We start from the raw sequence: 13,244 nt of genomic DNA on the forward strand, positions 1-13,244 counted from the left end.
TTTCGGCGCCGTTACAGGAAGTCTTCGACGTGTTCTGCGACTTCCTCCGGCGTGTCGCCGACGGGGACGCCGGCGTCGTTCAGCGCCGAAATCTTCGACTCGGCGGTGCCCGTGCCGGACCCCGAGACGATGGCGCCCGCGTGGCCCATGCGCTTGCCCGGCGGCGCGGTGCGGCCCGCGATGAAGCCCGCGACGGGCGTGTCCATGTTCTCGGCGATGTACTTCGCGGCCTGCTCTTCGTCCTCGCCGCCGATTTCGCCGCACATGACGACGGCCTCCGTCTCCTCGTCCTCCTCGAACAGTTCGAGGGCGTCGATGAACGACGTGCCGATGATGGGGTCGCCCCCGATGCCGACGGCGGTGGTCTGGCCGATGCCGCGGTCGGTGAGGTTCGAGACGACCTGGTACGTCAGGGTGCCCGACCGGGAGACCAGACCGACGTTACCGGACTCGAAGATGTTGCCGGGGAGGATGCCGAGTTTCGACTCGCCGGGCGTGATGATGCCGGGACAGTTCGGACCCAGCAAGCGCGTGTCCACCTCGGAGAGTCGCTTGTTCACCTTGGCCATGTCCTGCGTCGGGATGCCCTCGGTGATGGCCACGACGAACTCGAGGTCCGTATCGAGGGCCTCGAAGACGGCGTCGCCGGCGAACGCCGGCGGGACGAACACGACGGAGGCGTCGGCGTTTTCCTCGCGGACGGCCTCGTCTACGGTGTCGTAGACGGGGACGCCTTCGACCTCTTGGCCGCCCTTGCCGGGGACGGCGCCGGCGACCACGTTCGTTCCGTACTCCATCATCTGCTGGGTGTGGAACTTTCCTTCCCCGCCGGTGATGCCCTGTACAACCACGCGAGTGTCGTCGTCGACTAAGATGCTCATTGGCTTGCCTCCTCCGCGTTCTGGACGGCCCGTTGGACCGCGTCTTCGAGCGTCTTCTCCACTTCGACGAGGTCCGTGTTGAGTATCTCCATGCCCTCCTCGGCGTTCGTGCCGGCGAGGCGCACGACGACCTTCTTCGGAATCTCGTCGAACTGCTCTAAGGCCTCGTTGATACCCTTGGCCACCTCGTCGCCGCGGGTGATGCCGCCGAAGATGTTGAACACGACCGCGTCGACGTTGTCGTCGGAGAACACCATGTCGAGGGCGTTCGCGACGCGTTCGGCCTTCGCGCCGCCGCCGATGTCGAGGAAGTTGGCGGGTTCGCCGCCGTAGTGGTCGACGATGTCGAGCGTCGTCATCACGAGACCCGCACCGTTGCCGATGATGCCGACGTTACCCGACAGGCGGACGTAGTCGAAGCCGTACTCGCCGGCCTTTCGCTCTAAGTCGTTCTGGTAGGCGTCCTCTTCCATCTCCGCGAGGTCCGGGTGCCGGAACAGGGCGTCGTCGTCGATGTTCATGACCGCGTCGGCGGCGACGACTTCCCGGTCGGAGGTTATCATCACGGGGTTGATTTCGATGTCGGAGGCGTCGTTAGACTCGTAGAGGTCGTACAGCGTCGAGAGGAACGACGCCACGTCCATCGCCACGTCGTCGGGGATGCCGGCCTCGAAGACGACCTTGCGGGCCTGATAGGGGTGCAGGCCGAACGCGGGGTCGATGTGCTCGCGGGCGATGGCCTCGGGCGTCTCCTCGGCGACTTCCTCGATGTTGACGCCGCCTTCGGTGGAGACCATCGCGACGGGCTTGCCCTCGCCGCGGTCCATCGTGATACCGACGTACAGTTCGTTCTCGAAGTCGACGCCGGCCTCGACGAGGACTTCCTCGACGGTGTAGCCCTTCAGGTCCATGCCGAGGATGTCCTCGGCGGCCTCTCGGGCCTCCTCTTCGTCTGTCGCTATCTTGATACCGCCGGCTTTGCCGCGTCCGCCGACGTGAACCTGCGCCTTGATGGCCGCGGGGTATCCGATATCCTCGACGGCCTCCATGACCTCGTCTACGGACGACGCGAGGCGGGACTCGGGCACCGGAATCCCGGCCTCGGCGAAGATATCCTTCGCCTGATATTCGTGAAGCTTCATTCCATCCGTGGGAGGGTGGGGCACGCGCTTAAATCCCGTTCATCTTCGTTCGGGAAATACCCCGCAAGAATTGCTTCTACCCCGCCGGAGTCCCCGAGTCCTCGCTCGGCCGCCTCCGAATTTATTGCACTCCCGCGCCGATACCACGGACGACATGCGCGCAGTCAGAATTCACGAACACGGCGACGCGGACGTACTGCGAGTGGACGACACTGAGTCGCCCGACCCCGAACCCGGACAGGTTCTCGTTGACGTCGAAGCGGTCGGGGTGAACCCGGTGGACACGTACTTCCGGGAGGGGGAGTACCCGGTGCCGCACCTCCCCTTCGTTCCGGGGTCCGACCTCGCGGGAACCGTCGTCGGCGACGGCGTCGAACGCTTCGAGGCCGGAGACAGGGTGTTCGGCACCGGCCTCGGCAACGGGATGTCCGGCACCTACGCCGAGGAAGTCGCCGCGCCCGCGGACTTCCTCGCGCACGTCCCCGATGGCGTCTCCTTCGAGGACGCCGCGGCCCTCGCGTTGGTCGGGACGACGGCGTGGCAGGCGTTCGTCCACCACGCGAAGGTCGAACCCGCTGAGACGGTCCTCGTCCACGGCGGGAACGGCGGCGTCGGCCACGTCGCCGTCCAACTCGCCGAGACGATGGGCGCGCGAGTGCTCGCCACCGCCTCCGAGGAGTTCCACGACGACGTGCGCGCACTCGGGGCCGACGAGGTGTTCGACTACCGCCGCAACGACTTGGCGGACGCCGTCCTCGCCGCGGGGGCGCCGGACGTGATTCTCGACACCCACATGGACCGGTACCTCCAGTTCAACGCGAACGTCGCGGCCACTGACGGCCGGATAATCGGCATCGGCAACGACACCGCCGAAGGGGGCTTCACCGACATCGGCGTCACGAAGGGGAAGGAACTGCGCTACCAGTTCATGACCATGTACAACACCGCCGAGAAGGACGCCGTCCTGACCCGACTCGGGTCGCTTCTGGAACGCGGCGAAGTCGAACCCGTCGTCCACGAGACGTACGCCCTCGAAGACGCCGTCGAGGCCCAACGAACCGTCCTCGAAGAGAGTTTCCTCGGCAAAGTCGTCCTCGTTCCCTGAGGAGGGCGTCGTCCCCGCTTGCGCCGCGCCCGCCGTGTCAATTTATGTCACTCGTGCGCCACCTAGCGGTATGTCAGTCGAGTTCGACTTCGACGGAACGGTGGCGTTGGTGACCGGCGCGAGCGGCGCTCTCGGGAGCGCAGTCGCTCGAACCTTCCGCGACGCGGGCGCGACGGTGGCCGCCGCGGACGTGGTCGAACCGGACGACGAGGACGCCCTCTTAGAGCCCGAGGGCGACATCGAGTTCTATCAGGCCGACTTCACCGACGAGGAGGAGGTGTCCCGGGTCGTCGAGGAGGTGGTCGAGGACCACGGGCGACTCGACCACCTCGCCAACATCGCGGGGACGTGGCGCGGCGGGACGCCGATAGAGGAGACGGACGTCGATACGTTCGACTTCCTGTTCGACGTGAACCTCAAGACGATGTTCCTCGCCTCGAAGCACGCGCTCCCGCACCTCCGGGAGACGGAGGGAGCCATCGTCTCCGTCTCGGCGCGTTCGTCGCTGGAGGGCGGCGAGGGCGACGGCCCGTACCGCGCCTCGAAGGCGGGGGTGCGACTTCTCACGGAGACCGTCGCCGAGGAGAACCTCGGGACGGTGCGCGCGAACGCGGTGATGCCGAGCGTCATCGACACGCCCGCGAACCGCGAGATGATGCCCGACGCCGACCACGACTCGTGGGTCGCCCCCGAACAGATAGCGCGCGTCGTCGCCGTTCTCTGCTCCGACGCCGCCGAAGTCACCTCCGGCGCGGCGGTGCCCGTCTACGGCGAGGCCTGATCGACCTTCGCCCGCCACCCCGCCGGACCACCGTTCGACCGAATAAATGTCATCCTATCTTTATATGCTCTCGTTAATGTATTCATTTATTACCGGTTATTCGGGAGAACATCGGGGTGTTTTTCAATAACACGGACGGTATCGTCCAGAGACATGAGTGAACGAGAGACGTGGGCGACGCGGGCAGGGTTCATCCTCGCAGCCGTCGGGTCCGCCGTGGGCCTCGGGAACATCTGGCAGTTCCCGTTCAAGACGGCGCAGTTCGGAGGTGCGTCCTTCCTCGTCGTCTACCTCATCGCGGTGTTCGGTATCGGCCTCCCAGCCATCCTCGCGGAGTTCGTCATCGGTCGGCGGGCGAAACTCAACGCCATCAGCGCGTTCGGCAGAATCGGTCACCGCCAGTGGCGGTTCGTCGGCGCGTTGGGACTGCTCACCGGCTTTTGGATTCTGTCGTACTACAGCGTCGTCGGCGGGTGGGTGATTCGGTACATCTGGGGGAGTCTCCAAGGCGCGTACTTCGGCGACCCGGCGACCTACTTCGGCGCCGTCTCGGCCGGTCTCGACGCCGTGGCGCTTCACGCCGTCTTCATGTTCCTCTGCGTCGTCATCGTCGCCCTCGGCATCGAGGACGGCATCGAGAAGGCGACGAAGGTGATGGTCCCTTCCATCGTCGTCATCCTCCTGGGACTGGCGGTGTACGGGACGACGCTCTCCGGCGCGACGGCGGGCTACGACTACTTCCTCTCGCCCGACTTCGGCGCGTTGATGAGCAATCTCGGCGACATCGTCCCGTTCGCCGTGGGGCAGGCGTTCTTCTCGCTGTCGCTCGGGATGGGCGCGATGATAACGTACGCCTCCTACATCGACCGCGACGACAGCCTCGTCGCCGACGGTAGCACCATCGTCGTGCTGAACACGTTCGTCGGCGTCCTCGCCGGGTTCGTCGTGTTCCCCCTGCTGTTCGCGCAGGGCATCGACCCGAACACCTCCGGTCCGGGCGCGGTGTTCGTCAGCGTCGCGGGCGCGTTCGCCAACATCCCGGCGGGCCGCATCGTCGGCCTCGTCTTCTTCCTCGTCGTCCTCATCGCGGCGCTCTCGTCGGCTATCAGCCTGCTCGAGGTCGTCACCTCCTACGTCATCGACAACTACGACGTGGGGCGCGCGCCTACGGCGGCGGCCATCGGCGTCAGCCTGTTCGTCCTCGGCCTCCCCTCGGCGCTCGACACCGCGTGGCTCGGCTGGTTCGACACGCTCGCGTACCAACTGCTCCTTCCCGTCTCGGTGCTTCTCGTCCTGCTCTTCGTCGGGTGGGTCCTCGGCGACGAAGCGCTCTCGGAGGTGCTGAAGGGAGCGGGAGTCGGTAACGGCTTCGGGGTGACGTGGCTCTGGATGGTCCGCATCGTCGTCATCCTCGCCGTCCTCGGAACGCTGGCGCTCGGCATCCAGACGCTGTTCCTCGGTTCGGAACCCGCCATCGTTCCGCCGCTGTAAGCCTACGAATCGTCGGCCGACCCTCTCTTCTTCCGACCGTTCCCGAACCGATAGCGGCGCGTTGACGCCTTAACAACCGTTACAATACCGGTCTGACGAATCTTCGGTCCGAAAGTCACTTTACCGCCAAGGTGGGAGTGCGACGCAATGACACGAGAGACGTGGGCGACACGAATCGGCTTCATCCTCGCCGCCGTGGGAAGCGCGGTCGGCCTCGGGAACATCTGGCGGTTCCCGTGGGTCACCGCCGAAAACGGCGGCAGCGCATTCCTCGTGGTGTATCTCGGCATCGTCTTGCTCGTCGGGGTCCCCGGACTGCTCGCCGAATTCGTCATCGGCCGGCGCTCGAATCGAAGCCCCGCGGGCGCACTTCGCTCCCTGTCCGGTTCCGACGCGTGGGGGGCGTGGGGGCTGTTCTACGTCGGCACCGCCGTCGCGTTGCTCTCCTTCTACAGCGTCGTCGGCGGGTGGATTCTCCGGTACTTCGTCGAGAGCGGCCTCGCACTCGCGGGCACCGAACCGGCGTACTTCGCCAGTCCGGGGCAGTACTTCGGCGGCGTCGCCGCCGGGTTCGACGCCGTCGGCTTCCACGTGTTGTTCCTCGCGCTGACGGGGATAATCGTCTTCGCGGGCGTCCGCCGCGGCATCGAACTCGGGACGAAGGTGATGATGCCCGCCGTCCTCGTCCTCCTCGTCGCCCTCGCGGGGTGGGCGGCCACCCAGTCGGGGGCCGCCGAGGCGTACGCGTTCTACCTCCGCTTCGACCTCTCTGTGATTCGACAGAACTTCTTCGGCGTCCTCGGCCCGGCGGCGGGGCAGGCGCTCTTTACCCTCTCTTTGGGCGCGGGGACGATGGTCACCTACGCGTCCTACGTCGGCGAGGACCGTTCGCTCGCGTTCGACGGGACGACCATCGCCGTGCTCAACACCCTCGTCGGCGTCCTCGCCGGACTCGTCGTCTTCCCGCTTCTGTTCTCGCTGGGCATCTCGCCCGGCGAGACGGGCACCGGCGCGGGCGCGCTGTTCGTCGGGTTGGCGGGCGCGTTCTCGCAACTCCCCGGCGGCACGCTCATCGCGACGGCGTTCTTCGCCGTCGTCGCCCTCGCGGCGCTCTCCAGTTCCATCAGCATACTGGAAATTCCGGTCGCGTTCCTCGTCGACGAGTACGACGTCGAACGCCGCACCGCCGTCGCGGGCGTCGGCGCACTCGTCGTCGTCACCGGGTCCGTCTGCGCCCTCGACCAGTCGATATTCGGCTTCGTCGCGGGAACGCTCGTGGACGTCCTCCTGACCGCGGGGCTGACGGCGTTCCTCGTCTTCGTCGGGTGGGTCATGGGCCGCGACGCCCTCGAGGAGTTCCGCGCGGGCGCGGGCGAGGTGGCGACGGCGCTCTCGACGCCGTGGCTCTTCGCCGCCGGCGCTCTGCTCCCCGTCTTCCTCGTCTTCACGCTCCTGACGACGTTCGGCATGGACGCACGCCTCGGCTTCTGGCCCACCGTCGCTACCGCCGCCGCCCTCGCGGTGGTCATCTTCGCGGGCGTCCGCGGCGAACCCGAGGCGGCCTGACCCGCCGTCCGGCGTTCGAGTCCAGTTTTTCGACAGTTGTCGAACCATCCTTTGTCCATAGCGGAAACCCTTTTGTGCTCCGTCCGGTCGTTCGTGACAATGAACGCAGGTGGTCCGACGTGACGATGGAGGACCGAATCGACGAACTCGAAGCCAAGCGCGACAGAGCGCAGAAGGGCGGCGGCGAGGACCGCATCGAGTCCCAACACGAGAAGGGGAAGATGACCGCCCGAGAGCGCATCGACTACTTCCTCGACGACGGTACGTTCAACGAATTCGACCAGTTCCGGACGCACCGAAACCACAAGTTCGGGATGGAGGAAAAGCAACTCCCGGGCGACGGCGTCGTCACGGGGTACGGCGAAGTCGACGGGCGCAAGACGTTCGTCTTCGCGCACGACTTCACCGTCTTCGGCGGTTCGCTCGGCGAGGTGATGGCCGAGAAGATATGCAAGGTGATGGACAAGGCCGTCGAAGTCGGCGCGCCCGTCGTCGGGTTGAACGACTCGGCGGGCGCCCGGATTCAGGAGGGCGTCCAGTCGCTCAGCGGGTTCGGCGAGATATTCCGGCGCAACACCGAAGCTTCGGGCGTTATCCCGCAGATTTCGGCCATCATGGGGCCGTGCGCCGGCGGGGCCGTCTACTCGCCCGCCCTCACCGACTTCACGTTCATGGTGAAGGACACGAGCCACATGTTCATCACCGGCCCGGACGTCATCAAGACCGTAACCGGCGAGGAGGTGACGTTCGAGGAACTCGGCGGCGCGACGACGCACACCTCCACCTCCGGGGTGGCGCACTTCGCCTGCGAGTCCGAGGAGGACGCCTTAGACGACATCCGACGCCTCCTCTCGTACCTCCCGCCGAACAACGTCGAGGACCCGCCGCGCGTCGAACCGTGGGACGACCCGGACCGCGCCGACGAATCGCTCAAGAGCGTCGTCCCCGACCAACCCCGGAAGCCCTACGACATGCGCGACGTCATCGGCGGCGTCTTAGACGAGGGGTCGTTCTTCGAGGTCCAAGAGGACTTCGCGAAGAACATCCTCGTCGGGTTCGCCCGCCTCGACGGTCACTCCGTCGGCGTCGTCGCGAACCAACCGCGCGTCAACGCCGGCACCCTCGACATCGAAGCGTCCGAGAAAGCCTCCCGCTTCGTGCGCTTCTGCGACGCGTTCAACGTCCCCATCGTCTCGTTCGTGGACGTGCCGGGCTTCCTCCCGGGGACCGACCAAGAGCACGGCGGCATCATCCGCCACGGCGCGAAACTGCTGTACGCCTACTCCGAGGCGACGGTTCCGCTGCTTACGGTCATCACGCGGAAGGCCTACGGCGGCGCGTACGACGTGATGGCGTCGAAGCACCTCGGCGCGGACGTGAACTACGCGTGGCCGACGGCCGAAATCGCCGTCATGGGACCGCAGGGCGCGGTCAACATCCTCTACAGCGACCAACTGGAGGCGGCAGACGACCCGGACGCCCGCCGCGAGGAACTCATAGAGGAGTACCGCGAGGAGTTCGCGAACCCCTTCACCGCGGCCGACCGGGGCTACCTCGACGACGTCATCGCACCGACCGAGACCCGCTCTCGGTTGGTCTCGGACCTCGAGATGCTGAAGACGAAGCGCTCCGACCTGCCGGACAAGAAGCACGGCAACATCCCGATATGAACGGCGAGAGCGCAGAGAGCGCCGAATCGGCCGTCGGACCGGACGTATCGGACGTCGCGGCGGACCTCTCCATCCCCGACGACGCCGACGAGGCGGAGGCCGCCGCGATAGCCGCCGCCGTCGCCGCGCACATCCGCGACGGCGAACTCGCCGCGGCCGCCGCGGCCGCCGAAGGCGGCGAGGAGACGTGGGACGGCAAGCGCTGGACGTTCGCCGGCCGCCTCGAAGGCGTCTCCGGACGGTCCGCGCGCGTTCCGAACGGCGCGCCGACGAACGCGTGGACGGCCGCCTCCCGCGCCGACCGGTTCTAACCCCGGCCGACGGTCGGGCCGTCCACCGCGCGGACGGCCGGCCCGGAGCACCGACGGAGAGTGCGGTCGCTATCGGACGGTTCAGGCGTTGAGAGAGAAAAATCGACGGTTTACGCCGCTTGCTTCGGGCCGCCCTTCTTTCGCGTGATGTAGCCGGCGATTCGGTTGCGGACGCCCTTCGAATCGACGTTGGTCAGCTTGCTGACGCTCTCTTTGTTCGTCTCGAAGTCGGTGTTGAACGCCTGCGGGTACTCCTCTAGCAGCACGTTGCCGAGCTGCTTGACGTACTTGGGCTTGATTGCCATGTCCGACGATTCCATCAGCGCGCACTAAAACGATTCGTTCCGCCCGCGTCGCCGTCACCGCTCCTCACGGCGTCCCGTCGCTCCCTTCGTCCGCGCGTTCGCGCCACCCCGACACCTCCTCGACGGTGGCGAACGCCTCGCGTTCGGCCGCGCCGCCGCACGTCTCGACCACGTCGGCGAAGTACCGGAGGCGGGCGAGCAGTTCCCCGGTGTCGTAGGCGGGCACGTCGAGGCGCGAGGCGGCCACCGTCGCCTCCACGACGGCGGCGAACCCCCGATTTATCGTCGGCACCGTCTCGGCGACGACGGCCGACTCGACGGGGCGGAGTTCCCACTGCTCCCACCGCGTACCGCCGGACTCGCCCGCGTCGATTCGCTCGGCTTCGACTTCGACCCACGCGTGGGCGTCGTCCGAGACGGGCGACTCCGACTCGGTTATCGTCATCGCGGCGTCCACGAACGTCCGCGGGTCCGAGACGAACTGGACGACGCCGCCGCCCTCACGGTGGAAGTTCCGGCGCGTCCGAGTGTTCCCCCACGTCGTCGCCGTCACGACGCCACAGTCGCCGTCGTCGCCCTCGTTCCCGCCGTCGCCGTCCTCGCTCTCGTCCGGTGCGTGCAGGCCCAACGCGGCGGCGTTCCACAGGTCGTTCGGGCCGAGCGTCGTCACCACCGACTCCGTGACGCCGCGGAGTTCGACCGGCCACCCGTCGGGGGAGTCGGTCACACCGGCATCCCCCGTTCGAGGGCGACGAACGTCGCCGCGCAGGCGATGTCGGCGGTCGTTCCGGGGTTGATACCCTCGGCGACGAACGCCTCGGCGAGTTCGGCCACCGCCTCGGGGTCGCCGCGCGCCTCGGCCGCCCGGCGGCGCGCCTCCGCGGCCACCTCCGGGCCGTGGTTCGTCCGCACGAGGGTGTCTTCCTCCTCGGCCAGGAGGTCCACGAACGCCCGCGCGACCCTGTCGGGGGCGGGGCCGTCGTCTTCGAGCATCGATTCGGCGGCGTCGAACGTCCGCGCGAATCCGCCGGTCCACTCTCGGGCGTTGCCGTCGTCCTCCGAGAGGGCCATCACGTCGTACAGCGTCAGTTCGCGCGTCCGGAGGGCCGGCGCGGCGTCGCCGCCGCGGCGCACGTCCAACTCGGCGGCGTCCTCCGGGGGGTCCTCGACGGCCACGTCCACGTGTTCGAAGGCGCGGTAGAACTCCACGGCGTCCGCGACTGTCGTCGCTTCGGCCACCGCCGTCGCTCCTTCCGGAGAGAGCGACCCGTCGGCCGCGGCGCGGACGAGTGGGACGAGGAGGAGCAGACAGCCGAACTGCGTGTTCCCGCCGCGTTGCCGACTCATCCCTGCCACCGCGCGTTCGAACGCCGCGCCGACCGGCGCGCCGGACTCCGCCCGGCGGAGGCCCTCGCCGGACCCGACGGCCCCCGCGAGGAAATGTTCGAACCTGAGGTCCTCCAAGTCGCGTTCGCGGTCCACGTTGCCGGGTTTCGGCGTCCCGGCGACGTCCAAGAGGAGTGCGAGTTGCGCGTTCTCGGCGGGGGTTCGGTCCTTCGGGGCGGTCACTTCGCCACCCCGTCTGCGTTCGACTCGTCGGCGCTCGGACGCTCCGCGTTCGACTCCGCGAACCACTCGTCTACCGCCTCGCGGACGCGGCGGAGGACGCGCGGGTCGGTGCTGGGTCGGCCGACGCTCACCGCGTCCGCGCCGTAGTCGAGGTACTCGCGGACGCTCTCCCCGTCGCGCACCTCGTTGTTGGCGACGACGAACAGGTCGGGAGCGGCCTCGGTCACGTCGCGGACGACGGCCTCCGAGTCCATCGCGTCGACGTGTATCGCCTCGGCGCCCGCAGACGCCACCGACCGCGCCGTCTCCCCGAGGTCCACGCCCTCGACTTCGGCGCGGACTTTCACGCTCACCGTCGCCCCCGCCTCGGCCGCGGCGGCGACGTACTCGGCGAGTCTGTCGGTGTCTCGGAGAAGCGTCTCGCCGCACCCGACGGCGCAGAGTTCCGCCTGCCGGCAGTGGGCGTTGACTTCGAGAATCGCGTCCCGGTCCGCGCAGAGTCGCGCCGCCTCCCGAACGGGCGGGAGCGTCGCGCTTCGGACGTTGACCGCGGGTCGGACCGGTTCGTCCCCGAGTGCGTCGAGTTCGGCGGCGACGAACGAGAGGGGGTCCTCGGGGAGGAACTCCTCCCTGTCGCGTTCGACCAGTTTCCGCGCGGCGGCGCGGGACTTCTCGTCGAGTGCGACGCCGCCGAGGAACGCCGCGCCCGCGAACTCGGACCCGACGCGCGCCCACTCGGCGTCGGACTCGCCGCTCAGACTGGCGAGGGCGACGCGCGGTTCGAACACTACGACACCACCTCCAACGCCTCGCGGACGGCGCGGCAGACCCGCGCGGCGTCCTCGGGGCCGTCGATTCGCGTGTCGGTTCGGACGACCGGTCGGTCGAGTTCGGTGCCGTCGGCGTCGTCCAAGACGAACGCGTCCGCGAAGGGGTACGCCTCCGCGACGCCCGCGGTGGACGCCTCGTACCCGACGCCGCGCATCAACTCGGCGGCGGGGCCGGAGAACACGCGGTCCTCGACGAACGGCGAGACGGCGACGACGGGCGTCTCCGAAAGCGCCTCCTCGAACCCCTGAAGCGAACGCATCGGGCCGATGCTCGTGACGGGGTTCGACGGGCCGACGACGACGGGGTCCGCGAGGGCGTCGCGGACCGCCGGAGTCGGTTCGGCGCCGTCCGTGCCCCGGAACTCCACGTCCTCCACCGCGGGGTCCGCCCGTCGGTGGACCCAGAACTCCTGAAAGTGCATCTCGCCTTCGTCGGTGTGGACGATGGAGGCCACGGGGTCGTCGCTCATCGGCAGGAGGTCGATGTCGAGTCCGAACGCCTCGGCGAGGGTTCGCGTCACCTCCGTCAGGCTGTGTCCCTCGTCGAGAAGCGACGTGCGGGTGATGTGGACGGCCCGGTCCCTGTCGCCTATCTCCATGAACTCCGAGACGCCGGAGAACCGCCGCCAGCGCGCGATGTCGCGGCCGGTCGTCTGGGCCTCCTCGGGGAGGTAGCGCGGCCCCGATTCGAGGCCCGCGGCGTCGGCGAGTCGGTGCAGTTCCTCGTCGGTTTCGGTCGTGTCGCCCTCGATCCCCCACCACCGGTCGGTGTCGAGGACGCCGCCGCCGTGGAACAACACCGTGTCCACGTCCGGGCAGACGAGGTGACCGCCGAGTTCCACGTCGTCGCCGGTGTTGGCGACGACTGTCGTCTCCGCGGGGTCGAAGACGCCCTCCGCACCGTCCAACAGTTTGGGCGTCCCCGTCCCGCCGGCGAGGAAGGTAGTCATGCTCCGCGGTACGGCGACCGTCGGTTTGAAAGTTCCTTCGGCGGCCGGTTCCTCCGGCGGTCCGCAGGCACCGCCGCCGGCGTTCACCGTCCCGAGAAACGGAGCGTTATCCCTGACGTTCCGGGGGTAGGAGAACACAGGTTATCCCCTGAGGAGTCCTTATAAGTAACATGAACTGGAAAGCAGTGCTCTACGGGTTCCTCGCCAGCATCGTCATCGGCCTCGTCAGCGGACTCGGCCTCCCCCTCACGGACGCGACTCTTCCCGCCATCGGGGCGGGCGTCACCGGCCTCATCGCCGGCGCAGTCGCCGGGTACGTCAACAACTGGACGCTCGGAAGCGACGCCCTCCACGGCGGCGTCGCCACCGTCGTCGGCGCTCTCGTCGTCGCCCTCGTCCTGACCTTCGTCGGCACGTTAGGCGCCGGCGTCTTCGGTCTGGGCGCGGGTATCGCCCTCCTCGTCGCCGTCGCCATCGCGGCCATCCCCGGCGCGATCGGCGGCGCAATCGGCGGCTACCTCAACGGCGGCCGCAGGGACGACGCCACCCGAACCACCGCGTAAGACGCCGACCACCGACCGGACACCTTTTCTCGCACTCGACCGTCTCGCCCTGAGCCTTTTATCGGATGGCGGCCGAACCC

The 13,244-nt window shown here is 68.1% G+C and carries 14 protein-coding genes; 7 read left to right on the forward strand and 7 right to left on the reverse strand.

The features are described 5' to 3' along the window. Positions 1 to 11 precede the first annotated feature (11 nt). Complete coding sequence (gene sucD, locus BLS11_RS04185; RefSeq protein WP_092533372.1) at positions 12 to 881, reverse strand: succinate--CoA ligase subunit alpha; 870 nt, start codon at positions 879 to 881, stop codon at positions 12 to 14. Then, a complete protein-coding gene (sucC, locus tag BLS11_RS04190; RefSeq protein WP_092533375.1) occupies positions 878 to 2,023 on the reverse strand; it encodes an ADP-forming succinate--CoA ligase subunit beta in 1,146 nt (381 codons plus the stop codon). The genes sucD and sucC overlap by 4 nt, the downstream gene beginning before the upstream one ends. A gap of 154 nt (positions 2,024 to 2,177) precedes the next feature. Between sucC and BLS11_RS04195 the strand changes: the two genes are divergently transcribed. The 6 genes from BLS11_RS04195 (at position 2,178) to BLS11_RS04220 (ending at position 8,947) form a co-directional block, all read left to right on the forward strand. After that, the gene (locus tag BLS11_RS04195; protein ID WP_092533378.1) at positions 2,178 to 3,128 is read left to right on the forward strand and encodes an NADPH:quinone reductase; all 951 of its coding nucleotides are present in this window, start codon (positions 2,178 to 2,180) and stop codon (positions 3,126 to 3,128) included. Positions 3,129 to 3,198: 70 nt separating this feature from the next. Further along, complete coding sequence (locus BLS11_RS04200) at positions 3,199 to 3,909, forward strand: SDR family oxidoreductase (protein WP_092533381.1); 711 nt, start codon at positions 3,199 to 3,201, stop codon at positions 3,907 to 3,909. Positions 3,910 to 4,062: 153 nt separating this feature from the next. After that, complete coding sequence (locus tag BLS11_RS04205) at positions 4,063 to 5,400, forward strand: sodium-dependent transporter (protein WP_092533384.1); 1,338 nt, start codon at positions 4,063 to 4,065, stop codon at positions 5,398 to 5,400. A 147-nt stretch (positions 5,401 to 5,547) separates the two neighbouring features. Then, the gene (locus BLS11_RS04210; RefSeq protein ID WP_092533387.1) at positions 5,548 to 6,966 is read left to right on the forward strand and encodes a sodium-dependent transporter; all 1,419 of its coding nucleotides are present in this window, start codon (positions 5,548 to 5,550) and stop codon (positions 6,964 to 6,966) included. Positions 6,967 to 7,091: 125 nt separating this feature from the next. Continuing rightward, on the forward strand, positions 7,092 to 8,636 hold the full coding sequence (locus BLS11_RS04215; protein WP_092533390.1) for an acyl-CoA carboxylase subunit beta: 1,545 nt from the start codon (positions 7,092 to 7,094) through the stop codon (positions 8,634 to 8,636). Then, entirely contained in the window at positions 8,633 to 8,947 is a 315-nt protein-coding gene (locus BLS11_RS04220; RefSeq protein WP_092533393.1) for a DUF8022 family protein, read from the forward strand. Before BLS11_RS04215 ends, BLS11_RS04220 begins: the two co-directional genes overlap by 4 nt. Before the next feature lie 110 nt (positions 8,948 to 9,057). Here the strand turns inward: BLS11_RS04220 and BLS11_RS04225 are convergent, their stop codons facing one another. The 5 genes from BLS11_RS04225 to cofD all read right to left on the reverse strand — a co-directional run bounded on the left by BLS11_RS04225 (position 9,058) and on the right by cofD (position 12,601). Next, positions 9,058 to 9,252, reverse strand: coding sequence for a 30S ribosomal protein S17e (locus tag BLS11_RS04225; protein ID WP_092534484.1), 195 nt, complete (start codon positions 9,250 to 9,252; stop codon positions 9,058 to 9,060). 64 nt (positions 9,253 to 9,316) lie between these two features. Then, positions 9,317 to 9,979 carry a DUF447 domain-containing protein gene (locus BLS11_RS04230; RefSeq protein ID WP_175454371.1) on the reverse strand — a complete coding sequence of 221 codons (663 nt, stop codon included), beginning with the start codon at positions 9,977 to 9,979 and terminating at the stop codon, positions 9,317 to 9,319. Then, positions 9,976 to 10,821: a triphosphoribosyl-dephospho-CoA synthase gene (locus tag BLS11_RS04235; protein WP_092533396.1), complete on the reverse strand. Its 846-nt coding sequence runs from the start codon at positions 10,819 to 10,821 to the stop codon at positions 9,976 to 9,978. The genes BLS11_RS04230 and BLS11_RS04235 overlap by 4 nt, the downstream gene beginning before the upstream one ends. After that, complete coding sequence (locus BLS11_RS04240) at positions 10,818 to 11,609, reverse strand: tRNA-dihydrouridine synthase (RefSeq protein WP_092533399.1); 792 nt, start codon at positions 11,607 to 11,609, stop codon at positions 10,818 to 10,820. The genes BLS11_RS04235 and BLS11_RS04240 overlap by 4 nt, the downstream gene beginning before the upstream one ends. Continuing rightward, positions 11,609 to 12,601: a 2-phospho-L-lactate transferase gene (cofD, locus tag BLS11_RS04245; RefSeq protein WP_092534490.1), complete on the reverse strand. Its 993-nt coding sequence runs from the start codon at positions 12,599 to 12,601 to the stop codon at positions 11,609 to 11,611. The genes BLS11_RS04240 and cofD overlap by 1 nt, the downstream gene beginning before the upstream one ends. Positions 12,602 to 12,771: 170 nt before the next feature. Between cofD and BLS11_RS04250 the strand changes: the two genes are divergently transcribed. Further along, on the forward strand, positions 12,772 to 13,164 hold the full coding sequence (locus tag BLS11_RS04250) for a DUF5518 domain-containing protein (protein WP_092533402.1): 393 nt from the start codon (positions 12,772 to 12,774) through the stop codon (positions 13,162 to 13,164). Positions 13,165 to 13,244: the final 80 nt, after the last annotated feature.

The organism is Halopelagius longus (genome assembly GCF_900100875.1).
GTDB lineage: Archaea > Halobacteriota > Halobacteria > Halobacteriales > Haloferacaceae > Halopelagius > Halopelagius longus.